The organism is Reyranella sp. (genome assembly GCF_052439685.1).
Taxonomy (GTDB): Bacteria; Pseudomonadota; Alphaproteobacteria; order Reyranellales; family Reyranellaceae; genus Reyranella.
In genome coordinates, this window is sequence record NZ_JBQVQG010000013.1 from 26,502 (window position 1) to 48,412 (window position 21,911).

The following is a 21,911-nucleotide window of genomic DNA, read 5'->3' on the forward strand; positions in this document are numbered from 1 at the left end:
CCCAACCCCCCTCCACACGGTTTACCCGGCGTATTTTTGTGTAAAAACGGGGCGTCCCCCGTCGGGGGTACACCCCCCGCCCGCGGTGCCACGCTCCAATGAGACCTACTCCAGCGTTTCCAGCAGGCGCGCGCAGAGGTAGGTGCGCGGCTCCAGCGACGAATAGTAGATCTGTTCGGTAACGGCGTGGGCGCCCTTGCCGTCGGCGCCCAGCCCGTCGAGCGTCGGGATGCCCAGCGCCGCCGTGAAATTACCGTCGCTGCCGCCACCGGTCAGCGGCACGTCGTTCAGCTCCTTGCCGATCTCGCGATAGATTGCCTGCGCCTTCTGGAAGAGATCGGTGATGCCCGCATCCTTCTGGTAGGGTGGCCGGTTCATGCCGCCTTCGACCGAGAGCTCGACCTCCTTGCCGATCGGTTCGAGGTTCAGGAACCAGTGCGTCATCTCCTCCGCCAGCTGCATGCTGGGCACACGCAGGTCGACGTCGATCGAGCATTCGGCCGGTGTCACGTTGACGCCCGAACCGCCGCGGATCAGGCCGACGTTGCAGGTGATGCCGCGGGCATAGTCGGTCTTCTCCTCGATGCGCACGATCTGACGCGCAATCTCGAGGATGGCGCTGCGGCCGTCCTCATGGCGCACGCCGGCATGGGCGGCACGGCCCTTGGCGGTCAGCGTGAAGCGGCCGACGCCCTTGCGTGAGGTCACGACCTTGTCGCCGTCGCGGCCCGGCTCCATGACCAGCGCGTATTTGTGACCCTTGGCGGCTTCCTCGATGCGGGCGCGCGAGGTCGGGCTGCCGACTTCTTCTTCCGGAATGAACAGGAAGGTGACGGGCAGCTTGGTGCGCTTGCCCTGACGGACAAGGTGCCTGAGGGCGTAATAGGCGATATAGCCGCCCGCCTTCATGTCGTAGATGCCGGGGCCGAAGACGCTGTCGCCTTCCTGGCGGATCTTCAACTCCTTCTCCTTCATCCCGTGCGGATGGACCGTGTCGAGATGGGCAAGGACCAGAATGCCCTTGCCCTGCCCCATGCTCCATTCCGCCGGGGTCCTGGCTTCGAGGATGTCCCCGAAGCCATCACGACCCGGCGTGCGCGACAGGTCGAGGCCGAGGTCGCGGCATTGGCCCTCGACCTTGTCGACCATCAGATTGACTGCCTTCGCGTCGTGGCTCGGACTCTCGATCTCGATCCACTCGACGATCCCCTCCAGGATCTCCTTGGGGTCGATCCTGGGCTCGTTCTTCATACGCTCGGCAGCCATCGTCGTCAGTCCTTCCGGCTCAGATCGGATCCCAGGTGAAGTACTCGGGCGAGCGCTTCAGGTCGGTGAAGTAGGGCTTCATCGACGGCACCGCGTGCTCGGCGATGTCCTCGAGGGTCCAGCCCTCGGAGTTATGCACGGATCGTACCGGGCGGTTGGCGTTGAACAGCATGATCTCGTTCATGCGCACCCCGAAGATCTGCGAGGAAATGCCCTGCTCCTGGGCCGAATCCGACAGGAGGTACACCGCCATCGGCGCGATCTTGGCCGGGGTCATCTTCTTGGAGCGCTCCAGGCGCGCCTTCTGCGCCTCGGTGTCGGCGGGGATGGTGCCGATCATGCGCGTCCAGGCGAACGGCGAGATGCAGTTGGAGCGCACGTTGAACGCTGCCATGTCCAGCGCGATCGAGCGCGACAGGCCGATGATGCCCATCTTGGCGGCCGAGTAATTGGCCTGGCCGAAGTTGCCGACGAGGCCGGACGTCGAGGTGAAGTGCACGAAGGCGCCGGACTTCTGTTCCTTGAAGTAGTTGGCGGCGGCGCGGCTGGTGTTGAACGAGCCGTTGAGATGCACGTCGATGACCATCTTCCAGTCCATGTGGCTCATGCGATGGAAGATGCGGTCGCGCAGGATGCCGGCATTGTTGATGACGCCGTCGATGCGGCCGAAATTCTCGACCGCCGCCTTGACCATGCGCTCGGCGCCGGCCGGATCGGACACGCTGTCGCCGTTGGGCACGGCGTGGCCGCCGGCCGCCTTGATCTCCTCGCAGACCTTCTCGGCTGCCGTCGCGCTGCCGCTGCCCTCGCCGTCGACCGCGCCGCCGAGATCGTTGACCACGACCTTGGCGCCTTCCTTGGCCGCCAGCAGCGCCATCTCGCGGCCGATGCCGCCGCCCGCGCCGGTCACCAGCACGACCTTGTCCTTCAACATGTTCGCCATAGTCTTCTCTCTCCCTCTTCTATTGATCCAGTTTCGGGGCCCGCGGCTCACCGCGCAACAGTCGGGCGCTCAGCACCGTTGCAATGGCGAAAGGCGCAAGCCCGATCACCATCGGCATGGCGATGTAGCGACTGCCGACCACAGTCAGGGCCGCGACCGCGACCGTGCCCATGGCGCCCATTCCCATCTGCGCGAGGCCGGCCAGCGACGAAGCCGTGCCGGCGAGCCGCGGATAGAGGCCGACGGCGCCGGCATTGGCGTTGGCGACGATCATGCCCGTGCCGAAGCTCAGCAGCATGTGCGGGCCGACGATGGCCCACCAGGTCACGATGCCGGAGAGCGAAAGAGCCGCCATGCCGACCAGTGCCGCCACGTGAAACCAGCCCGAGAACATAATGATGTCGACCGGCGCGACCCTGCCGACCAGGCGGTTGTTCACGAAGGTGCCCAGTGTGAAGCCGCCGACCGAGAGCAGGACGATGAGGCCGAACTCGCGGGGGCTGAAGCCCATGCTCTCCTGCAGCACGAAGGGCACGCCCGCCAACATCCCGAAATTCAGCGCGAAGGCGAAACCGAGCGGCAGGATGTGGCCGAGGAAGCGCCGGTCTCGCAGCATTTCGCCAGAGCCGCGCAGCAGGCTCGACAAATCGATTCGCTCACTGCGGAACTTGTTGGTCTCGCGCAGGCCCGCCAGCGTGACGAGGAACAGGATGGCGCCGAAGCCGCCGACGAACCAGAAGGTCGCCCGCCAGCTCGACCATTCGCCGAGGAACCCGCCGATCGTCGGCGCGAGGGATGGCGCGATGTTCTGGCCGAGCGAGATCCAGCTCATGACCAGTGGCATTTCCTTGAACGTGTAGGCATCGCGCGTGAGCGCGCGGCCCAGAACCGATCCGGAGGCGGCCCCCAGCCCCTGCAGAATGCGCAGCCCGATCAGCCCGCCGATCGAGGGGGCGAAGGAACAGGCAAAACTGGTGATGGTGAAGAACAGCAACCCGCCCAGCAGGACCGGCCGCCGCCCGTAGCGGTCGCTGAGGGGGCCGTAGAACAGCTGCCCGACCGCGAAGCCCAGCATGTAGGTGGTGAGCGTCAGCTTCACGTTGTCGGGTGTCGCAAAGAGTTCGTGACCCACCGACGGCATGACCGGCGTGTAGATGCTCATGGTGAGCGGGCCAAAACTGCCCAGCGCCACCAGCAGCGCAATGTAGGCGGGCGACCGCGGCGTCAGGTTCACTTTGTCTTCGCCCCGCCCTTTGCTTCAGCTGCACCCTCCGCGCCGAAATCGCCGCCCAGCGCCATCTCCTCCTGCGCCTTCGTCATGCGCGGGTAATAGTGGCGGAAGGCGCCGCGAATCTCGTCGAACGGGATGTCGGCGAACACGCCGCGATAGGCGAGATATTCCATGTGACGGCGGCCGCTGAGATCGAACGGGTGATAGATCGAATCGCCCACCGCGTCCCAGTCGAGCGGCTTCAGGCCGAACTTGTCGGTCAGTTCGCGGTTGAAGGCCGGCGTCGCCTTCACCCAACGCCCGTCCAGCCAGACGTCGGTGTAGCCGTGATAATAGAAGACGTCGCAGCCCATCAGCTCCGACAGCCTCTGAGTCGTCATGTGGTTGCGCACGTCGGCATAGCCCAGCCGCGCCGGAATGCCGGCGGCACGGCAGACGGCGGCCATGAGGCCTGCCTTGTTCACGCAGTATCCGTGCCCGGCCGCCAGGGTCGTGCTCGCGCGATAGGCCTCGCGCTTCATCGGCGTGTTGTAGGGATCGTAGCGCAGCTCGTCGCGCACGGCGTAGTAGAGGCGCAACGCCTTCTCCCGGTCACTGCCCTCACCGGCCACACGCCTTGCATAGGCCACGATTTTCGGGTGTTGTGAATCGATCAAGTCGCCTGGAAGCCGGTAGGCCTCGAAGCTGGCGCCGTCACGAACGACGTCGTCGGCCGGGGTCTTGAAGGATTCGTAATCCATGTGCGGCGTTTTCTTTAAGGCAAGAGGCAGGAAAGTCCATGAGCGACGGCGCGCAATTCACCCATGCGCATATGGTGCGCTTCGAGCGACACCTCCCCGGCCCGCCTGTACAGGCATGGGGTTTCCTGACCGATCCCGGTCGCCTGCCCGGCTGGTATGGCGACGGCAGCATCGAACCGAGGGTCGGCGGCGCCGTCTCGCTGATGGGCGGCCATATCCGCGGGGTGGTCACGCAATGGCAACCGCCGGGCCGGCTCGCCTACACATGGAACGTGTACAATCCGGGTGACGCGACCTCCCCCTATCCGGAATCCTACGTCATCCTGACCTTGGCGGGCTCCGCCGAGGGCACTCTGCTGACGCTTGAGCACCTCCCGGTCCTGGAATCGTTCGTGAAGCTGAACGCCATGGGCTGGCATACCTTCGTCGACATGGTCGACGCGGCCGTCCGCGGCGAGCCCGTCCATGGCCGCGATCACTACATGGCGCGCAACGCCAAGCAGTACGGCGTCGACCTGAGCAATCCGCGGGGGTGATTGGCGTCCTCGTCGCCCTCTCCGCATGCGGCGCATGGGGAGAGGGAACGAATGTCTAAAGCGACGGCGGGGCGTCGGCGTCGGATTTGACCAGGAAGTGTGCATTGGCGGTGGCGACGGGTCTCGACCGGTCCTCCTGCCAGGCTTCGGCGAAGACGTTGACCATGCGTCTTCCCTGCTTCGTCACCTTGGCGCAGGCGATCACGTCGACCGGTCGCGCCGAACGCAGGTAGTCGACCGTGATGTTGACGATCTTCGGCACCGTCTCGGTCTCCGTCTCCCACAGGAGATGGAAGATCGCGGCCATCTCCAGCATGGCGCCCAGGGTGCCGCCATGGATCGCCGGCAGGAAGGTGTTTCCGATCAGCTCCGGGTGATAGCGCATGCGGGTCAGCAGTTCGCCGGTACCATTCTCGGGGGCGATCTGCATCCACCGTGCATAGGGGATGGCTTCGGCCAGGCGGGCGACGTTGCCCTCCTTGCGCGCCTCGGCGAGGCGGCTGAGCAGCGCGCTCATGGCTTGTCTCCCAGCGGCAGCCGGTTCGGCCTGCCCTTGGTGCCCAGCATGAATATGCCGGCGGCGGCAGCGATCGGGTCCTTGGCATCGCCGTGATGGGCGAAGGCGCGGGTGAAGGCGACCGAGCGCGTGATGCGGTAGCACTCGGCTTCGGCGATCACCGGCTTGCCGGGCTCGGCCGGCCGCACATAGTCGATGCGCAGGTCGAGGGTCGCGAAGGGCTCCGGCGCCTTCAGCATGGTGGCCACCGACATGCCGCAGCAGCCGTCGAGCATGGCGGTGAGCGGACCGCCGGCCAGTACGCCGGTCTCGGGATTGCCCACGAGTTCCTCGCGCCAGTCGAGCTGCATCGAGGCGAAGCCGCGCGAGGCATCGATCACCTTCAGGCCCAGCGCCTTGTTGTGCGGGATGTTGTCGGAAAACCATTGCTGGAAGAGCGCGATGCGCTCCTCCTTGCTGGTGAGAGGAGGCATGCGTAACTCCGCAGTTACTAGGCGGCCGGACTGCGCCGCGGAGGCTCTCGCTCGGCTCGCTGGCAGGTGAGCAAGGCTATACCGTTCGGCGAAGATATCGTAACGAAGAATCGTCGATTGGAATTTCTGGGGACTTTCGGTGACCAAAGCATATGCGGGCGTCACGCTGTTGATGATCCTTTCATGGTCGCCCGTATTTGCGCAGGAGGAGCCCTGGGGCGGCAACGTACCGGGGTGGAAATTCACCCAGACGGCGGAATCGGGAGGCGTCGCCAACTGCCGCGCGACGCAGGGCCCGAACATCATCTCGAGGCGAAACAACGGACGCACCTATGTTTCCGTACCTGCGCCCGCGGGGCTGCCGAAGGGCTGGTACCGGGAGGGGCGGGCCACGATCATCATCGGCGGCAGTGCAGAGCCGATCGACGCGGAAGTCGGCGGCCGCCTGGTATTTTACATCGATGAAGGAAATTATCCGGCGCTCATCCGTGCGCGCGGCTATCAGTGGCAGGTCAGCGGACCGAACGGGCTGGTGAAGGGTTCGGTATCGTTTTCCGGCGACGTCGCGAAAGTCTTCTCGGAAGTGCGCGCCTGTGCGAACGCCAACACCACCGCTTCGCAAACCCGACCGGCAGCGAGCCGCAATCCCAGTTGGTCCGGCGACTGGGTCTGGATCCGTCCCATGACAATCTTCGGGAAGCCGGCCGACACCAAAGGCCAGCGCCTGTCGATCGAACTGCTGCAGAACAACCGGGTGAACATCTGCGTCGACCTTCGGCGGAAAGACACGTGCAGAAACAACGTCCCCTTCACCGAACGAAACGGCGCCTACACCCTGTCCGTACACGGATCGGAACTTTACGAGATTAGGGCCGTCAACGACGAGCTGCGCGGACAGTTCTGGTGGGACAAGGCGAACCGGACAAAGACCGGTCCGGACGGAACGTTCCTCCTGAAGCGATAGGGCAGAACTAGAAACCCATCTGGCGGGCGGCGAGATCCTTCATGATCTCGGTCGAGCCGCCGCCGATCGACATGACCTTGGTCTCACGATAGATGCGCTCGACCTTGGCGCCGCGCAGGTAGCCGGCGCCGCCGAAGATCTGCATCGCCTCGTTGGCGCAATACTCCATGGTCGAGGTCGCGAGGTTCTTCAGCATGCAGATCTCCGCGACCGGCTTCTCGCCCTGCCCAACCCGATACGCCAGCAGTTCGAGCGTCGACTTCACCGCGTTGATGCGCATGGCCATGTCGACCAGCCGGTGGCGCACGACCTGGTTGGCGATCAGCGGCTTGCCGAACGTGTGGCGCTCGCGGGCATAGGCGATCGCCTCGTCGAGGCAGACCTTGGCGTAGCCGCAGGCGCCGGCCGCCATGCCCAGCCGTTCCGAGTTGAAATTCAGCATGATGCCAATGAAGCCGCGATTCTCCTCGCCGATCAGGTTCTCCACCGGCACTTTCACATTGTCGAAGAAGAGCTGGGCGGTGTCGGAGGCCCACCAGCCCATCTTCTTCAGCTTGGTGCGCGCGAAGCCTTCGCGGTCGCGCTCGATCAGCAGCAGGGAGACCCCGCCCGCCCCCGGACCGCCGGTGCGGACCGCGACCGTGTAGTAATCGGCCCGCATGCCCGAGGTGATGAACATCTTGGAGCCATTGACGACATAGTGGTCGCCCTCTCGCCGCGCGGTAGTCTTCAGGTTGGCCACGTCGGAACCGCCACTGGGCTCGGTGATGGCCAACGCACTGATCTTCTCGCCGGCCAGGACCTCGGGCAGGACCTTGCGCTTCATCCACTCCGGACCGAGCGCGGCGATGGGCGGGGCGCCGATCGTGTGGCTGTTCAGGCTGGCATTGAGGCCGCCGCTGCCGTGGCGCGCCATCTCCTCGGCCTTGACGATGCCGAAGAACGGGTCGGTGGGGACGCCGCCATACTCCTCGGGGAAGCCAAGCTGCAACAGGCCCGCGGCCGAGGCCTTGCGATAGAGCTCGCGCGGAAATTCCTCGGCCTCGTCCCACTGATCGACATGGGGCATGAGCTCACGGTCGACGAAGCGCCGGACGGTGCTCCGGAACGCCTCGTGCTCCCCGGTGTAGAAGGGCGACGGCGGCCGGCTCGACAGGACGGCCTGCTCGACGAGCGACATGGAATTCTCCGCTGAAGAAGTGAGATCAACCAACAGTACAGCGCTCCGGTTGAAAATCCATTGACTCCCCGCAGCCCGGCCATGTCTTATGATTCAAGTTAAACGCGAAGCCATCAAACGGCCGGTTTACAGGGTTAGGGAATGCTCGACTTCATCCAGCAGCTGGTGAGCGGTATCGCGCTCGGCTGTGTCTACGGCCTCATCGCACTGGGCTTCGTCCTCATCTACAAGGCGACCGAAGTCGTGAACTTCGCCCAGGGCGACCTGATGATGCTGGGCGGCTTCTTCGTCTTCACCTTCATCGGCCTGATCGGCCTCGACTACTGGCTGGGCTTCCTGTTCGCAGTCTGCGCCATGGCGGTGTTCGGTATGGCGACCGAACGCATCCTGATCCGGCCGATCCTGGGCTATCCGCAATTCTCCATCGTCATGGCCACGATCGGGCTGGGATACTTCCTGCGCTCGGTCGCCGGCATGATCTGGGGCACCGACGACCTGAAGATCGAAACCCCCTTCTCGACCGGTGTCTTCAAGCTGGGCGACCTCGTGATCGCCCACGACAAGTTGTCGGTGATCGTGGCCACCGTCATCCTCTGTGCGGTGCTCTACGCCTTCTTCAATTACACGCGGATGGGCACCGCCATGCGGGCCACGTCGGAGAACATGCTGGCTGCCTATTACATGGGCATTCCCGTGAAGCGGGTCGTCTCGCTGATCTGGGCGATCAGCGCCGCGGTGGCGGCGACCGCCGGCGTGCTTCTGGCGCCCATCACCTTCATCCATTCCAATGTCGGCCTTGCACTGGGGCTGAAGGCCTTCCCGGCGGCGGTGCTGGGCGGCTTCGGCTCGATCCCCGGCGCTGTGATCGGCGGTCTGATCATCGGCGTCATCGAGACGCTGGCCGGCTTCTACCTGCCGCAAGGCTGGAAGGACGTCGCCCCCTACGTCGTGCTGCTGATCGTCCTGCTGGTCCGGCCGCATGGGCTGTTCGGCCCCAGCATGCGCAAGAAGGTCTGAGCCCATGCGTTTCGTCTTCAAGACAGATTACGACCAGGACATCCGCCTGCTGAAGCACAGCGGCTACTGGTGGTCCTACGGCGTGCTCCTGGCGGCGCTGATCGCCTTCCCCTACCTCGTCGGCAGCTATCTGCAGAGCCAGATCGTCTTCGTGTTCATCTACGCCATCGTCGGCGTGGCGCTGATCATCCTGACGGGCTTCACCGGCCAGGCCTCGCTGGGCCACGCCGCCTTCCTGGCGATCGGCGCCTATACCGCCGGCTTCCTGCAGAGCCAGGGGATATCCTTCATCGTCTACTTCCCGGCGGCGGCGATCATCACCGGCGCGGTGGGCGCCATGGTCGGTTTCCCGGCGCTGCGCCTCAGCGGCATCTATCTGGTGATCGCCACCATCGCCTTCGCCTTCATCGTCGAGGAGATCCTGGCGCGCTGGGAATCGGTGACGCACGGCAACGAAGGCATGCGGGTCCGCACCATCGACCTGCTGGGCCAGCCGATCCCGCGCGACGGCGACGCCTTCTACTTTCTCTGCCTGCTGGTGCTCGTGGGATCGATCCTGCTGGCGCTGAACCTGCTGCGCTCGCCCACCGGCCGCGCCTTCATCGCCATCCGCGACTCCGAGACGGCGGCCAAGAGCATGGGCATCGACCTCGCCGGCTACAAGGTGAAGTCCTTCGCCATCAGCGCCGCCCTCACCGGCATGGCGGGCGTGCTGTTTGCGCACAAGATGTCCTTCATCTCGCCCGAGATGTTCACCCTGCTGCTGTCGATCGAATTCATCATGGTGATCATCATCGGCGGCGCCTTCGGGGTGCATGGCGCGGTGCTGGGCGCGATCTTCATCGTCATGGTCGATCCCTTCCTGACGGCCCTGAAGGACGACGTACCGGTGCTGGGCGCGAGCCTCGCCACCACGCTCGGCATGGCGCCCGACGCCGCCGGCAAGCTGCGCGACACGATGTCGGCGATCGGCTCGGCCGCCGGCCTCAAGGGCGCGATCTACGGGCTGATCATCATGATGTTCATCCTGTTCGAGCCCTACGGACTCTATGGGCGCTGGCTCAAGGTGAAGCTCTTCTTCCAGCTCTTCCCGCTCTACAAGAAGGCCACCTTCAAGCGGCAGAAGACCTACGTGAAGTCGGAGCGCAACCGATGAGCTTCTTCACGGTCGACGGCATCTCGCTGCAGTTCGGCGGCCTCAAGGCGGTCGACAGCGTGAGCTTCAGCGTCGAGAAGGGCGAGATCTTCACCATCATCGGCCCCAACGGCGCCGGCAAGACCTCGATCTTCAACTTGATCTCGCGGCTCTACGACCCAACCTCGGGCAAGCTGTTCTTCGAGGGGCGCGACATCACCGAGGTGCCGGCCCACCAGATCGCCAAGCTCGGCATCGCCCGCACCTTCCAGAACATCGAGTTGTTCGAGAACGCCTCGATGCTCGCCAACCTGCTGGTCGGACGGCATTGCCACGCCACCACCCAGCTCTGGCAGGAGATCCTGTTCCTGCCGTCGGTCCGTCGCGCCGAGAAGGAGCATCGCCGCAAGGTCGAGGAGGTGATCGAGTTCCTCGATCTGCAGGCCTATCGCGACAAGCTGATCGCCGGCCTGCCCTACGGCGTGCGCAAGGTGGTCGAAGTCGCCCGCGCCCTCTGTTCGGAGCCCAAGCTGATCCTGCTGGACGAGCCCTCCTCCGGCCTCAACGTCGAGGAGACCGACGACATGTCGTTCTGGATCCGCGACATCCGGACGGAACTCGGCGTGACCGTGCTCATGGTCGAGCACGACATGAGCCTGGTGAACCGCGTTTCCGACCGCGTGCTGGCGCTCAACTACGGCAAGGTCCTGGCCTCCGGCACCCCGGCCGAGGTGCAGGCGCATCCCGACGTCATTGCGGCCTATCTCGGCGCCTGAGAGGAGCGGACATGAGCGACGACCCGATCCTCAAGGTTTCGAACATCGAGAGCTACTACGGCCCGATCATGGCCATCCGCGGCGTCAGTCTGGCTGTACCGCGCGGCAAGATCATCACCGTGCTGGGCGCCAACGGTGCCGGCAAGACGACGATCCTCAAGACCATTTCGGGGGTACTCGACCCGCTCAAGGGCACGATCGAATTCGAGGGCAAGGCGATCCAGCGTATGGATGCCGACAAGATCGTGCGGCTCGGCCTCAGCCATGTCCCCGAGGGCCGCGAGGTCTTTCCGTTCCTCACGATCCGCGAGAATCTCGCGATGGGCGCCTTCCTGCGCACCGACCGCGATGGCGTCGCCCGCGACCTGGAAAAGGTCTTCGCCTATTTCCCGCGCCTCAAGGAGCGCATCGACCAGCCGGCCGGCTCGCTCTCCGGCGGCGAGCAGCAGATGCTGGCGATCAGCCGTGCGCTGATGAACCGGCCGAAGCTGCTGCTGCTCGACGAGCCCTCGCTCGGCCTGTCGCCTCTGCTGGTGAAGGAGATCTTCAGCATCATCCGCCGGGTCAACGCCGAGGAAGGCACGTCGATCCTGCTGGTCGAGCAGAATGCCAAGATGGCGCTCGAGACGGCCCACTATGGCTACGTGCTCGAAGTCGGCCGCGTCGTGATGGACGATACCTGCGAGCGGCTGATGAACAGCAAAGACATCCAGGAGTTCTATCTCGGCGCCAAGGAAGAGAGCGCCCGCGGCGAACGCCGCTGGAAGAAGAAGAAGAACTGGCGCTGACGGGAACGAGGAAACCATGCCCATCAAAGCGACGCTGACGGTTGCCGAGACACTGCCCAAGAGCTTCCTGCTCTCCTGCAAGACGCGCGGCGACCGGCCGGCGATGCGCGAAAAGCTTTACGGCATCTGGAACGCCATTTCCTGGACGCAGTGGCTAGAGCGGTCGAAAGCCGTCACCTTCGCGCTGCACGAGACCGGCTTCCGACCGGGCGATGTTGCCTCGGTCCTGGCCAACACCGTGCCGGAATGGAACTACGCCGACTTCGGCATCCTGTGCGCCGGCGGCGTCTCCTCGGGCATCTATCCGACCGACTCGGCCAAGCAGGTCGAGTATCTGATCAACGACTCGAAGACCTCCGTTCTGTTCGTCGAGGATGACGAGCAGCTCGACAAGGCGCTCGACGTGCGCGAGCGCTGCCCGACCTTGCGCAAGATCGTAGTCTTCGACATGGAGGGTCTGCGCACCTTCGACGATTCCATGGTGGTCTCGCTGGACGAGTTCATGGCGGCGGGCCGCAACTACGGCCAGGGCAAGGACGCGCTGTTCGAGGAGCTGGTCGCCTCGCGCAAGCCGGACGACCTCGCCATCCTGGTCTACACGTCGGGCACGACGGGACCTCCCAAGGGCGCGATGCACAGCCATCGCAACGTCGTCTATACGATGCAGAACTGCATGCATCCCGAACTCTCGCTGTCCTGGTACGAAGGGGACGAGCGACTGGCCTTCCTGCCGCTCTGCCACGTCGCCGAGCGCATCGCCGGCAGCTACTACTCGGTCGCAACCGGCGTCTGCAGCAATTTTGCCGAAAGCCCGGAGACGGTCCCCGACAATATCCGCGAGGTGCAGCCCACCCTGTTCGGCGCCGTGCCGCGCGTCTGGGAGAAATTCTACGCCGGCATCACGATCGCGCTGAAGGACGCGACGCCGCTGCAGCAATGGGCCTACCGGCGCGCGATCTCAGCCGGACTCGCCATCGCCGATGCGCGGTTGGCACGGCGCGAGCCCACCGCCTTCGAAAAGCTGCACTTCCAGGTCGCCTACTGGCTGGTGCTGAAGAACATCCGGCGGATGATCGGCCTCGACCGCTGCCGCTGGCTGTTCACCGGGGCCGCGCCAATCTCGCCCGAGCTCATCCGCTGGTATCTGGCGCTCGGTCTCGACATGTACGAGGTCTACGGCCAGACGGAAAATTGCGGTCTGGCGACGGCGATGCCGGCGAATGCCATCAAGCTCGGCACCGTGGGCAAGTCCGTGCCCTACGGCCAGGTCGCGATCTCGCCGGCCGGCGAGATCCTGATCAAGGGCGACATGGTGTTCATGGGTTACCTGAACCAGCCCGAGAAAACCGCCGAGACGGTCGACAAGGACGGCTGGCTGCACACCGGCGACGTGGGCCTGATCGACGAAGAAGGCTACGTCAAGATCACCGACCGGATGAAGGACATCATCATCACGGCCGGCGGCAAGAACATCACGCCCTCGGAGATCGAGAACCTGCTCAAGGCGTCGCCCTATATCAGCGACGCCGTCGTGATCGGCGACAAGCGCGCCTATCTGACATGCCTCGTCATGATCGAGCGTGAGACGGTCGAAAAGTTCGCCCAGGACATCGATGTCCCCTTCACGAACTACACCAGCCTGTGCCGCGCCAAGGAAGTGCAGGAGCTGATCTGGTCGGAGATCGAGAGGGTCAACACCAACTTCGCCCGTGTCGAAACGATCAAGCGCTTCTTCCTGATCGAGCAGCAGCTCACGCCCGAGGACGAGGAGCTGACGCCGACCATGAAGCTCAAGCGGTCGTTCGTGAACACCAAGTACAAGGACCAGATCGACGCGATGTACCGCCCCCAGGCTGCCTGAGCCGGGGCGGTTCGAGGTCACGAAACGGGGAACAAGTAAACAACCTGGAGGAAATCGAAGTGATGCGTACGTTTTGCGTAAAGGCCGCCCTGTTGGGCGGTGTGTTCAGCCTCGCGGCCCTGCCCGCGCTGGCGCAGCAGACCAAGGTCACCAACCAGGGCATCACGCCCACCGAGATCGTCCTGGGCACGCACCAGGATCTCTCCGGCCCCATCAAGTCCTGGGGCGTTCCCGTCACCAACGGCATGAAGATGGCCGTCGACGAGGTCAACGCGGCGGGCGGCATCAACGGCCGCAAGCTGAAGCTGATCGTCGAGGATGTGGGTTACGATCCCAAGCGCGCCGTCCTCGCGACGCAGAAGCTGGTCGAGAAGGACAAGATTTTCGCCATGCTGGCGCCGCTGGGCTCGCCCACCGTACTCGCCGCCCAAGACATCCTGCTCGAGGCCGGTATTCCGCAGCTGTTCCCGGTCACCTCGGCCGAGTTCACCTACAAGATGGACCCGAAAAACCCGCAGGACCGGCTGAAGTTCAACAACGTGCCGCCCTACACCGAGAGTGTGCGCGCCGGCGCGCGCCACTTGATTCAGGAAAAGGGCAGCAAGAAGCCCTGCGTCATCTACCAGGACGACGAGTTCGGCAAGAACGTGCTCGACGGCTTCAACCAGGCCGTCGCGGATACCAAGCTCAAGGCCGCCTCGGTCACCAGCTACAAGCGCGGCGCCTCGGATTTCTCCTCACAGGTCGCGAAGATGAAGTCCGACGGCTGTGACCTCGTCGTTCTCGGCACGATCGTGCGCGAGACCGTCGGCGTGATGGCCGAAGGCCGCAAGATCGGCTTCGCGCCGGTCTATTTCGGCAGCACCGCCGCCAACGTCGTCGAGGTCCCCGCGCTCGGCAAGGAAGTCACGGAAGGATTCTATGCCGTCGGCGGCATGGAGATCCCCTATCGCGACACCTCGACCGGCAAGGCCAAGGAATGGGCCGAGGCCTATCACAAGCTCTACAACATGGAGCCGAACACCCAGTCGGCGCTGGGCTACAACGAGGTCATGACCTTCGCCCACTACGCCAAGCTGGCGGGCAAGGACCTGACCGGCGCGAAGTTCCTGGCGGCGATGGAATCGGGTGACGTCTTCCAGGACATCTTCAACTCACCGCCGGTGAAGTTCTCGCCGACCGAGCATCTCTCGGCCACGGTCTACCTGCTGCAGCAGGTCAAGGACGGGCGCTGGGTCGTCCTGAAGCGCGACCTCAAGAACTGACGAACTTCTCATCGACGGAAGAGGCCCGGGCTTGTCCCGGGCCTTTTCTTTTGCCTGCCGGAATCGTCCGTTTCGCCGTGCATAATCGCTGCGAAACTGATCTAATTCCGCACAAGTCGCGCAAAGCGACGACGGAGCGGGTCGTGCGCGCCGCCCGCCTGAGAAACAAAGAGCGCATCAGTGGAGGAAACGAACAATGCATCTCAAGGCATTCGCGGTGACGCTTGCCTGCACGACGACGCTGGCGGCCATGCCGGCTCTCGCGCAGACAAAGGTCACCAATCAGGGCATCACGCCGACCGAGATCGTCATCGGCACGCATCAGGATCTCTCCGGCCCCATCAAGACCTGGGGCGTCCCCGTGGCCAACGGCATGAAACTCGCCGTCGAGGAAATCAACGCGGCAGGCGGGATCAACGGTCGCAAGCTGAAGCTGATCATCGAGGACAGCGCCTACGACCCGAAGAAGGCCGTGCTCGCCAGCCAGAAAATGATCGAGAAGGACAAGGTGTTCGCCATGATCGGCGGCATGGGCTCCGCGCCCGTGATCGCCGCCCAGGACATCCTGTTCGATGCCGGTGTGCTCCAGCTCTTCCCGCTGACCGCCGCCGAGTTCACCTACAAGTTCGACGCCGGCAAGCCGCAGGAACGGCTGAAGTTCAGCAACCTCCTGCCTTATGTCGAGAGTACGCGTGCGGCCGTGAAGTACATGGTGGAGTGGAAGAAGCCGACCAAGCCCTGCCTGATGTACCAGGACGACGAGTACGGCAAGAACGTGCTCGACGGCTTTACCCAGCAGCTCGACGCCATGAAGCTGAAGCCCGCATCGGTCACGACCTACAAGCGCGGCGCCTCCGACTTCAGCGCCCAGATCGCCAAGATGAAATCCGACGGCTGCGACCTGGTCGTGCTGGGCACCATCCTGCGCGAGACGATCGGCGCCATCGCCGAGGCCAAGAAGCTCGGCTGGGACGTCACCTTCCTTGGCGCGACGCCGACCAACATTCCCGACACGATCACGCTCGGCAAGGACGTGGTCGAGGGCTTCTACGCCGCCGGCGCCTTCGAGACGCCCTATGCCGACACGGCCAAGGGCAAGGTCAAGGACTGGGTCGAGGCCTACAAGAAGATGTTCGGCACCGACGCCAACACGCAGTCCGTCATCGGCTACAACGCGGTCATGACCTTCGCGCACTATGCCAAGCTGGCGGGCAAGGACCTCACGGGCCAGAAGATGTTGGACGCACTCGAGTCGGGCAATCCGTATCTCGACATCTTCAGTTCGCCGCCCAGCAAGTTCTCCAAGACCAACCACCTCGCGAACACGATCACGCAGGTGCAGCAGGTCAAGAACGGCCGCTGGGTCGTCATCAAGGAAGGCCTGGGCTTCTAGTTCCTCGGCTCCTGCCAGAAACACGAAACCCGGACGGGCAACCGTCCGGGTTTTTCTTTGGGCGAAACCAGACCGCCCGTCAGACCGGCGGCACCGGCACCTTGTTGCGGCGGAGCTCCTGCTGGAGCACCGGAATGGCAGCGCCGGTCTGGCCCTCGTGGCATTGGGCAATCGCCACGCGCGCACTGATATCGGCGTCGGTGTTGTCGTTGTCGCCGGCGCTGTCGCCCATCCCGCTTGCGACATACTCGCCGTAGGCCCAACTCAGCTTGGTGCAGTAGGCAGCGGCCTGGGCGGCCGTCATGCCCGGCGGTGGGCCGCCTGCCGTCTGGGTACACCCTGCCGCGAGCAGCGGCAGGAGCATCAATCCGACACACCCGATCAGATGACGAGGAGTTGTCACGGCGGCGGTACCTCGACCTTGTTGTTGCGCAGTTCCCGCTGCAGCACGGGAATGCCCGCGGCTGTATTGCCGTCCTGGCATTGAGCCACCGCGACCCGGGCGTCGATATCGGACTGCCCGCCGCCCCTGCCGACGCCGCCCATCGACGTAGCGAGGCCGGCGACATATTCGCTGTAGACCGTCGTGAGCTTGGTGCAATAGGCCGCACCCTGCGCCGCCGTCATGCCCGGTGGCGGACCGCCCGCAGTCTGGGTGCATCCGGCCGCCGCCAGCGGAGCGACCATCAACCCGAGAATACCCGTCAACTTCCCCATGCGTTCCTCCTCAACGAGAAGCTAACGCACCGCGCGTTTCGCCGCTATGCTCGCCTCGATATGAGCGATGAACTTTCCGGGAGAGTGGCGGTCGTCACCGGCGGTGGTTCGGGCATCGGCGCCGCTTCGGCCGCCCTGCTCGCCACAGCGGGAGCGACCGTGATCGTGGCCGACCTGGCCGAGGGCTCTAAAGAGACGCAGGTCGGTCGCTTCGTGACGCATGACGTCGCATCGGAGGAGGCCTGGCAGTCCCTGCTGGCCGACATCCTCCACCGCGAAGGACGGCTCGACATCATGGTCAACAATGCCGGCATCTCCGGCGGTCCCGGCAATCCCGAGACCACGACCGTCGAGAACTGGCAGCAGGTCCAGGCGGTGAATTCCGAGGGCGTGTTTCTCGGCTGCAAGTACGCCATCCAGGGCATGAAACATCTCGGCGCAGGCAAGACCGAGCCATCGGGATCGATCGTCAACATCTCCTCGATCGCCGGCCTGGTCGGCGGCGCCGGCCCCACCGCCTATACCGCCAGCAAAGGCGCGGTGCGGCTCTTGAGCAAGAGCGTCGCGCTCTACTGCGCCGAACAGAAATACGGGATCCGCTGCAATTCCGTTCATCCCGGCGGCGTCGACACGGCGATCTTCAATCCGCTGTGGCAGGCGGTCGGCCGTGATCAGGGCAAGGCCTTCCTGGGCTCCCGCCATCCGATCGGTCGCATGGCCGAACCGCAGGACCTGGGCGAGCTCGTCCTGTGGCTGGCCTCGGACCGCTCCTCCTTCGTCACCGGTGCGGAGTTCACCTCCGACGGCGGTGTCACCGCCGGACTCATGAGGAGGTCGCTCCTTGCCCCGTCTTGAGAACAAGGTCGTCCTGCTGAGCGGCGGCGCATCGGGCATTGGTGCGGCGACCGCGCGCATGATCGTGCGCGAGGGCGGCAAGGCCGTGCTGGCCGACCGCGACGAAGCCAAAGGCCGTGCACTGGCGGCGGAACTCGGCGACGCCGCGCACTTCGTGCCGCTCGACGTCGTTCAGGAAGAAAGCTGGCAGGCCGCCGTTGCGGCTTCGGTCGAGAAGTTCGGCGCGTTGCACGGCCTGCTGAATGCGGCCGGCGTCGGCGTGCGCAACTCGATCGAGGATTGCACCCTGGCGGAATACCGCCGCGTCAACGACATCAACGCGCTGGGCACGTTCCTCGGCTGCAAGCACGCCATTCCCGCGATGAAGGAGTCGGGCGGCGGCTCGATCGTGAACATCTCCTCGGTGCTGGGCCTGCGTGGATCCTCCTACGCCATGGCCTATTGCGCCTCCAAGGGCGCGGTGCGCACGCTCACCAAGAACGTGGCGCTGCACTGTGCGCAGCAGAAGTACAACGTCCGCTGCAATTCAGTGCATCCGGGCTACATTGACACGCCGATGATCGCGCCGAGGCTCGATTCCAACGTCGGCAACATGACCGGCCGGCAGGCGCTCGAAGAACTCCACCCGCTCGGCCGCCTCGGCCAGGCCGATGAGGTGGCGTACATGATCCTGTTCCTGCTGTCGGACGAGTCGACCTTTTCGACCGGCTCGGAGTTCGTCTGTGACGGTGGGCTGACGGCATAAGCGACAGACTCTGTCGTCTCGACCGAAGCCTCGAGGAGCGAGGCGTGGCGGAGAGACCTTCTCTCCGCCAAAAGCCAGCAATTCGTAGAGAGAAGGTCTCTCCGCTCCGCGCTACGCGCTCCGGTCGAGACGACGGATTACCTTAAGACTTCATCCCCGTGATCGACCCCGAGACGGCGCGCGGGTCGCGCTTGGGCCAGCGGCCCGCTTCGACCTGGACGATGAAGTCGCCGACGATGCGGTTGAACTGGTCGGGGTCTTCGAGGTTGATGGTGTGCCCGCAGTTCGGCATCACCGCCAACGCCGCCGACGGGATTTCGCGCTTCATCAGCATCGAGGGGGCAAGGCAGGGCCAGTCCTCGTCGCCGGTCAGCACCAGCGTCGGGACCGTCATCGCCCGCATCTTGTCGACCAGATCATAGAGCGACGGCCGCTCGCCCTGGCAGCCGAGCTGGGTATTGGCCGAGCCCAGCGCCGAATGCTCTGCCAGCGCCTTCTTGAATTCGGCGAAACCGCGCGGATCCTTGTTCTCGAACTGAACGCGCGTCGGGCCGTAGGCGTACTTCTCCGCGAAGGCTGCCATGCCCTCCTCCAGCAGCGACTTGGCCACGATGCCGACCTCGGCCTTGAACTTCGCCGTCTCGTGCTTCTCCGCGCCATAGCCCACGCCGGCGACGACCAGCGAGCGCGCCCGCGTCGGATGGCGAAAGCCAAAGTGAAGGCTGGCGAAGCCGCCCATCGACAGGCCGACCACATGGGCCTTGTCGATGCCGAGATGATCCATCACGGCCAGGATATCGTCGGTGGCTCGGTTCTGGCTGTAGCTCTCGGGCTTCTCGGGCACGTCGGATGGCGGATAGCCGCGCGCGCCGTAGGTGATGCAGCGATAGCGCTGGCCGAAATGGCGCATCTGCATTTCCCACGAGCGATGGTCCGCGGCGAATTCGTGCACGAACACGATGGGCGCGCCGGCTCCCGTCTCCTCGAAGTAGAGCTTCACGCCATCATCCGTCGTCGCATAAGACATCAGTCGATCTCCCTGTCGGCGCCGACCAGCCCGCGCAACTCGCGAGCCAGGGCAACGAATTCCGGCAATTGTGACGTACGCGGCCGTGGCAAATCCACCTTGATGTCAGCCGCGATGCGGCCCGGCCGCGGGCTGAACACGAGGATGCGATCGGCCAGCAACAGCGCCTCGTCGATCGAGTGCGTGACGAACAGTACCGTCGTCCGCTGCTTCTCCCAGATCTGCAGCACCTCGCCCTGCAGCTTGCCGCGCGTCTGGGCATCGAGCGCGCCGAACGGCTCGTCCATGAGCAGTGCCTTCGGCCGCGTCGTCAGCGCCCGCGCAATGCCGACCCTCTGGCGCATGCCGCCCGAGAGTTCATGCGGATAGCGGTCGGCGAAGCCCGTGAGGCTGGTCATTTCGATGAACTGCGTCGCCGTCGCCCGCCGCTCGGCGGCCGGCGTGCCGCGCGCCTTCATGTTGAACTCGACGTTCTTCTGCACCGTCATCCACGGGAAGAGGCCATGGTCCTGGAAGACGATGGCCGCCTCGGGCGACGGGCCGTCGAGTTCGCGGTTGGCGATCACGATCTGCCCCGAGGTCGGCTTCTCCAGTCCCGCCACCATCTGCAGCAGCGTGGACTTGCCGCAGCCCGAGCGCCCCAGCAGGCAGACGAAGTCGCCGGCATCGCAGGCAAAGTCGATGCCGCGCAGCGCCTCCACCGGCTCGGTCTTGCCGGGATAGATCTTCCCGACGCCGATGCATTCGAGGAACTTGCTCATTCGGGCGACGCCGTGAGGCCCTCCTGCCAGCGGCAGACATGGGCGCGGATCATGCGCACCGCTTGGTCGGCCAGCAGGCCGATCGCGCCGATCACGATGATGCCGGCAATGATGAGGTCGGAGCGGAAGGTGAGCTGGGCATTCAGGATCATGTAGCCCAGCCCCGACTTCACCGCGATCATCTCGGCCGTCACCACGGTCAGCCAGCCGCCACCGACCGCCAGGCGAAGGCCAGTGAAGATCGCCGGCAGCGAGGCCGGCAGGATGATGTCCTTCATCACGAGGAACTCGCTGGCGCGCGCCGCCCGAGCCACCTTGATCAGGGTGCGTTCGATGCCGCGTACACCGAAGATCGTATTGATCAGAAGCGGCCAGGTGCCCGCCAGGAAGATCAGCGCGATCGCCGGCTTGTCGCCGATGCCGAGGAACAGCAACGCCATGGGGATGAGCGCGATCGGCGGGATCGAGCGGAAGATCTGGATCGACCAGTCCGTCATCGTATCGAGCAGACGATAGCGGCCGATCATCAGCCCGAGCGGCACAGCGAACAGGAAGGCGAGCGAAATGCCCACGGCCACGCGGGTGACGCTGGCCAGTGCATTGCCGAGCAAGGTGTCCCAATCGTCGATGAAGACCATCAGGACCTTGGCCGGCGGCGGCAGCAGGACAGGCGGATAGACCTTGGCCTGCACCGCCAGTTCCCAGGCGAGCAGCAGCAGCGCCAGGGGCAGAAGCCCCAGCGCCCGTCGGAACTGCATCAGACGAAACCGAGATTCAGGAAGTTGTCCCAGTCGGGCTCCTTCTCGAGCATCTTGTCGTCGATCATCATCTTGGCCAGCGACTTGAGGCCGGTGACGAAGGTCGGGCCGGAGTCGGCGCTGAAGAAGAGGTTCTTCGTCGAGAGTTCGGCCACTTCCTTCGTCATCTTGAACTGCTTGATGGTGGTCTCGATGGCGATCGAGGGATTGGCCGCCATCTCCTTGGTCGCCCTCACATGCGCCTGCACCATCTTCTTCGTGAGATCCGGGTCCTTCTTCACGAAGGCCGAGGAAGCCACGAAACCGAGGTTGGTCTTTCCCATGGGAGAGTCGTACGGCACCCACAGCCGCTTGCCCCAGCCGTTCACCTCGGCCAGCGCGGCATAAGGCTCGAACACGCAGATGGCCGCGACGTCGCCGCGCATCAGCGGGATCGGCTGGTCCTGGTTGTCCATGAAGGCCAGTTCGACCTTTCCGAACACGCCTTCCTGCTTCAGCTTCCAGTTCAGGGAGACGAGGCCGATCGAACCGTTCTGCACGGCGATCTTCTTGCCGACGAGGTCCTTGAAGCTCTTGATGGACGGCTGGGCCAGCACCATCCAGCCGCCATCGCAGCCATTGGCCAGCACCTGCATCGGAAAGCCCTTGGTCGCGACCTGCATCGTGGCGGACAGTCCACCGTTGCCGATATCGACGTCGCCCGAGGCGACGGCCTGCATGCGCTGCACGAGCGAGGGAAACATCACCAGTTCGAGGTCGATGCCTTCGGGCTTGAGCAGCGCCGGCATCAGGAAGGCCGCGTTGGTCGTGGTGGTGAAGGCCGAGCCCATCTTCACCTTACGCAGATTCTGTCCGAGCGACGCGCGCGAGACGAGGGCGGGGGCGGCAAACGAGGCGGCAGCGGTGGCGAGGAGCTTGCGTCGCAACATGTGTGAATCTCCATGAGCCGCGGAAGCGGCAGGG

General features: G+C 64.7%; 24 protein-coding genes. 11 read left to right on the plus strand and 13 right to left on the minus strand.

What is annotated here, in order from left to right; translation table 11 throughout:
• Positions 1-105 precede the first annotated feature (105 nt).
• Genes ACT6UX_RS17315 through ACT6UX_RS17330 form a run of 4 tightly spaced genes read right to left on the minus strand, consistent with a single transcriptional unit; the run spans position 106 to position 4,180 of the window.
• Positions 106-1,266 carry a M20 family metallopeptidase gene (locus tag ACT6UX_RS17315; protein ID WP_444776392.1) on the minus strand — a complete coding sequence of 387 codons (1,161 nt, stop codon included), beginning with the start codon at positions 1,264-1,266 and terminating at the stop codon, positions 106-108.
• Between the two features lie 19 nt (positions 1,267-1,285).
• On the minus strand, positions 1,286-2,209 hold the full coding sequence (locus ACT6UX_RS17320) for an SDR family NAD(P)-dependent oxidoreductase (protein WP_428683683.1): 924 nt from the start codon (positions 2,207-2,209) through the stop codon (positions 1,286-1,288).
• A gap of 19 nt (positions 2,210-2,228) precedes the next feature.
• On the minus strand, positions 2,229-3,443 hold the full coding sequence (locus ACT6UX_RS17325) for a multidrug effflux MFS transporter (protein WP_444776393.1): 1,215 nt from the start codon (positions 3,441-3,443) through the stop codon (positions 2,229-2,231).
• On the minus strand, positions 3,440-4,180 hold the full coding sequence (locus ACT6UX_RS17330; RefSeq protein WP_444776394.1) for a transglutaminase-like domain-containing protein: 741 nt from the start codon (positions 4,178-4,180) through the stop codon (positions 3,440-3,442). The genes ACT6UX_RS17325 and ACT6UX_RS17330 overlap by 4 nt, the downstream gene beginning before the upstream one ends.
• 38 nt (positions 4,181-4,218) lie before the next feature.
• On the opposite strand from ACT6UX_RS17330, the gene ACT6UX_RS17335 reads away from it, so the two are divergent.
• Complete coding sequence (locus tag ACT6UX_RS17335) at positions 4,219-4,716, plus strand: SRPBCC domain-containing protein (RefSeq protein WP_444776395.1); 498 nt, start codon at positions 4,219-4,221, stop codon at positions 4,714-4,716.
• Between the two features lie 55 nt (positions 4,717-4,771).
• Here ACT6UX_RS17335 and ACT6UX_RS17340 read toward each other — a convergent pair whose 3' ends face one another.
• Positions 4,772-5,233: a PaaI family thioesterase gene (locus tag ACT6UX_RS17340; protein ID WP_444776396.1), complete on the minus strand. Its 462-nt coding sequence runs from the start codon at positions 5,231-5,233 to the stop codon at positions 4,772-4,774.
• Positions 5,230-5,706 (minus strand): PaaI family thioesterase, encoded by a 477-nt coding sequence (locus ACT6UX_RS17345; protein WP_444776397.1) that lies wholly within the window; start codon positions 5,704-5,706, stop codon positions 5,230-5,232. Before ACT6UX_RS17345 ends, ACT6UX_RS17340 begins: the two co-directional genes overlap by 4 nt.
• A 139-nt stretch (positions 5,707-5,845) precedes the next feature.
• Between ACT6UX_RS17345 and ACT6UX_RS17350 the strand changes: the two genes are divergently transcribed.
• A complete protein-coding gene (locus ACT6UX_RS17350) occupies positions 5,846-6,670 on the plus strand; it encodes a hypothetical protein (RefSeq protein ID WP_444776398.1) in 825 nt (274 codons plus the stop codon).
• 7 nt (positions 6,671-6,677) lie between these two features.
• Here the strand turns inward: ACT6UX_RS17350 and ACT6UX_RS17355 are convergent, their stop codons facing one another.
• On the minus strand, positions 6,678-7,850 hold the full coding sequence (locus ACT6UX_RS17355) for an acyl-CoA dehydrogenase family protein (RefSeq protein WP_444776399.1): 1,173 nt from the start codon (positions 7,848-7,850) through the stop codon (positions 6,678-6,680).
• A gap of 141 nt (positions 7,851-7,991) precedes the next feature.
• Here ACT6UX_RS17355 and ACT6UX_RS17360 point away from each other — a divergent pair, with 141 nt between their 5' ends.
• The 7 genes from ACT6UX_RS17360 (at position 7,992) to ACT6UX_RS17390 (ending at position 16,085) form a co-directional block, all read left to right on the plus strand.
• Positions 7,992-8,867, plus strand: a complete 876-nt coding sequence (locus tag ACT6UX_RS17360) for a branched-chain amino acid ABC transporter permease (RefSeq protein ID WP_444776400.1) — start codon at positions 7,992-7,994, stop codon at positions 8,865-8,867.
• 4 nt (positions 8,868-8,871) lie between these two features.
• Positions 8,872-10,023: a branched-chain amino acid ABC transporter permease gene (locus ACT6UX_RS17365; protein WP_444776401.1), complete on the plus strand. Its 1,152-nt coding sequence runs from the start codon at positions 8,872-8,874 to the stop codon at positions 10,021-10,023.
• Entirely contained in the window at positions 10,020-10,778 is a 759-nt protein-coding gene (locus ACT6UX_RS17370; RefSeq protein WP_444776402.1) for an ABC transporter ATP-binding protein, read from the plus strand. The genes ACT6UX_RS17365 and ACT6UX_RS17370 overlap by 4 nt, the downstream gene beginning before the upstream one ends.
• An 11-nt stretch (positions 10,779-10,789) precedes the next feature.
• Entirely contained in the window at positions 10,790-11,566 is a 777-nt protein-coding gene (locus ACT6UX_RS17375) for an ABC transporter ATP-binding protein (protein ID WP_444776403.1), read from the plus strand.
• Positions 11,567-11,582: 16 nt separating this feature from the next.
• Positions 11,583-13,427, plus strand: a complete 1,845-nt coding sequence (locus ACT6UX_RS17380; protein WP_444776404.1) for an AMP-dependent synthetase/ligase — start codon at positions 11,583-11,585, stop codon at positions 13,425-13,427.
• Positions 13,428-13,489: 62 nt separating this feature from the next.
• Positions 13,490-14,692 carry an ABC transporter substrate-binding protein gene (locus ACT6UX_RS17385; protein WP_444776513.1) on the plus strand — a complete coding sequence of 401 codons (1,203 nt, stop codon included), beginning with the start codon at positions 13,490-13,492 and terminating at the stop codon, positions 14,690-14,692.
• Positions 14,693-14,888: 196 nt separating this feature from the next.
• Complete coding sequence (locus tag ACT6UX_RS17390; protein ID WP_444776405.1) at positions 14,889-16,085, plus strand: ABC transporter substrate-binding protein; 1,197 nt, start codon at positions 14,889-14,891, stop codon at positions 16,083-16,085.
• 79 nt (positions 16,086-16,164) lie between these two features.
• Here the strand turns inward: ACT6UX_RS17390 and ACT6UX_RS17395 are convergent, their stop codons facing one another.
• Positions 16,165-16,488, minus strand: a complete 324-nt coding sequence (locus ACT6UX_RS17395) for a hypothetical protein (RefSeq protein WP_444776406.1) — start codon at positions 16,486-16,488, stop codon at positions 16,165-16,167.
• Complete coding sequence (locus ACT6UX_RS17400) at positions 16,485-16,802, minus strand: hypothetical protein (RefSeq protein WP_444776407.1); 318 nt, start codon at positions 16,800-16,802, stop codon at positions 16,485-16,487. The genes ACT6UX_RS17395 and ACT6UX_RS17400 overlap by 4 nt, the downstream gene beginning before the upstream one ends.
• 60 nt (positions 16,803-16,862) lie before the next feature.
• Between ACT6UX_RS17400 and ACT6UX_RS17405 the strand changes: the two genes are divergently transcribed.
• Together ACT6UX_RS17405 and ACT6UX_RS17410 are read left to right on the plus strand one after the other, a co-directional pair.
• Positions 16,863-17,657 carry an SDR family oxidoreductase gene (locus ACT6UX_RS17405; protein WP_444776408.1) on the plus strand — a complete coding sequence of 265 codons (795 nt, stop codon included), beginning with the start codon at positions 16,863-16,865 and terminating at the stop codon, positions 17,655-17,657.
• Entirely contained in the window at positions 17,644-18,402 is a 759-nt protein-coding gene (locus tag ACT6UX_RS17410; RefSeq protein WP_444776409.1) for a glucose 1-dehydrogenase, read from the plus strand. Before ACT6UX_RS17405 ends, ACT6UX_RS17410 begins: the two co-directional genes overlap by 14 nt.
• A 142-nt stretch (positions 18,403-18,544) precedes the next feature.
• Here the strand turns inward: ACT6UX_RS17410 and ACT6UX_RS17415 are convergent, their stop codons facing one another.
• Genes ACT6UX_RS17415 through ACT6UX_RS17430 form a run of 4 tightly spaced genes read right to left on the minus strand, consistent with a single transcriptional unit; the run spans position 18,545 to position 21,877 of the window.
• Complete coding sequence (locus ACT6UX_RS17415) at positions 18,545-19,429, minus strand: alpha/beta fold hydrolase (RefSeq protein WP_444776410.1); 885 nt, start codon at positions 19,427-19,429, stop codon at positions 18,545-18,547.
• Positions 19,429-20,190 (minus strand): ABC transporter ATP-binding protein, encoded by a 762-nt coding sequence (locus tag ACT6UX_RS17420; RefSeq protein WP_444776411.1) that lies wholly within the window; start codon positions 20,188-20,190, stop codon positions 19,429-19,431. Before ACT6UX_RS17420 ends, ACT6UX_RS17415 begins: the two co-directional genes overlap by 1 nt.
• Positions 20,187-20,948 carry an ABC transporter permease gene (locus ACT6UX_RS17425; RefSeq protein ID WP_444776412.1) on the minus strand — a complete coding sequence of 254 codons (762 nt, stop codon included), beginning with the start codon at positions 20,946-20,948 and terminating at the stop codon, positions 20,187-20,189. The genes ACT6UX_RS17420 and ACT6UX_RS17425 overlap by 4 nt, the downstream gene beginning before the upstream one ends.
• A complete protein-coding gene (locus tag ACT6UX_RS17430; protein WP_444776413.1) occupies positions 20,948-21,877 on the minus strand; it encodes an ABC transporter substrate-binding protein in 930 nt (309 codons plus the stop codon). Before ACT6UX_RS17430 ends, ACT6UX_RS17425 begins: the two co-directional genes overlap by 1 nt.
• Between the last annotated feature and the right edge of the window lie 34 nt (positions 21,878-21,911).

Coding starts and splice junctions, on each gene's coding strand:
- ACT6UX_RS17315 (WP_444776392.1), bottom strand. CDS start 1,266: ATGGCTGCCGAGCGTATGAAGAACGAGCCCAGGATCGACCCCAAGGAG.
- ACT6UX_RS17320 (WP_428683683.1), bottom strand. CDS start 2,209: ATGGCGAACATGTTGAAGGACAAGGTCGTGCTGGTGACCGGCGCGGGC.
- ACT6UX_RS17330 (WP_444776394.1), bottom strand. CDS start 4,180: ATGGATTACGAATCCTTCAAGACCCCGGCCGACGACGTCGTTCGTGAC.
- ACT6UX_RS17335 (WP_444776395.1), top strand. CDS start 4,219: ATGAGCGACGGCGCGCAATTCACCCATGCGCATATGGTGCGCTTCGAG.
- ACT6UX_RS17340 (WP_444776396.1), bottom strand. CDS start 5,233: ATGAGCGCGCTGCTCAGCCGCCTCGCCGAGGCGCGCAAGGAGGGCAAC.
- ACT6UX_RS17345 (WP_444776397.1), bottom strand. CDS start 5,706: ATGCCTCCTCTCACCAGCAAGGAGGAGCGCATCGCGCTCTTCCAGCAA.
- ACT6UX_RS17355 (WP_444776399.1), bottom strand. CDS start 7,850: ATGTCGCTCGTCGAGCAGGCCGTCCTGTCGAGCCGGCCGCCGTCGCCC.
- ACT6UX_RS17360 (WP_444776400.1), top strand. CDS start 7,992: ATGCTCGACTTCATCCAGCAGCTGGTGAGCGGTATCGCGCTCGGCTGT.
- ACT6UX_RS17365 (WP_444776401.1), top strand. CDS start 8,872: ATGCGTTTCGTCTTCAAGACAGATTACGACCAGGACATCCGCCTGCTG.
- ACT6UX_RS17370 (WP_444776402.1), top strand. CDS start 10,020: ATGAGCTTCTTCACGGTCGACGGCATCTCGCTGCAGTTCGGCGGCCTC.
- ACT6UX_RS17375 (WP_444776403.1), top strand. CDS start 10,790: ATGAGCGACGACCCGATCCTCAAGGTTTCGAACATCGAGAGCTACTAC.
- ACT6UX_RS17380 (WP_444776404.1), top strand. CDS start 11,583: ATGCCCATCAAAGCGACGCTGACGGTTGCCGAGACACTGCCCAAGAGC.
- ACT6UX_RS17385 (WP_444776513.1), top strand. CDS start 13,490: ATGCGTACGTTTTGCGTAAAGGCCGCCCTGTTGGGCGGTGTGTTCAGC.
- ACT6UX_RS17390 (WP_444776405.1), top strand. CDS start 14,889: ATGCATCTCAAGGCATTCGCGGTGACGCTTGCCTGCACGACGACGCTG.
- ACT6UX_RS17400 (WP_444776407.1), bottom strand. CDS start 16,802: ATGGGGAAGTTGACGGGTATTCTCGGGTTGATGGTCGCTCCGCTGGCG.
- ACT6UX_RS17405 (WP_444776408.1), top strand. CDS start 16,863: ATGAGCGATGAACTTTCCGGGAGAGTGGCGGTCGTCACCGGCGGTGGT.
- ACT6UX_RS17415 (WP_444776410.1), bottom strand. CDS start 19,429: ATGTCTTATGCGACGACGGATGATGGCGTGAAGCTCTACTTCGAGGAG.
- ACT6UX_RS17420 (WP_444776411.1), bottom strand. CDS start 20,190: ATGAGCAAGTTCCTCGAATGCATCGGCGTCGGGAAGATCTATCCCGGC.
- ACT6UX_RS17425 (WP_444776412.1), bottom strand. CDS start 20,948: ATGCAGTTCCGACGGGCGCTGGGGCTTCTGCCCCTGGCGCTGCTGCTG.
- ACT6UX_RS17430 (WP_444776413.1), bottom strand. CDS start 21,877: ATGTTGCGACGCAAGCTCCTCGCCACCGCTGCCGCCTCGTTTGCCGCC.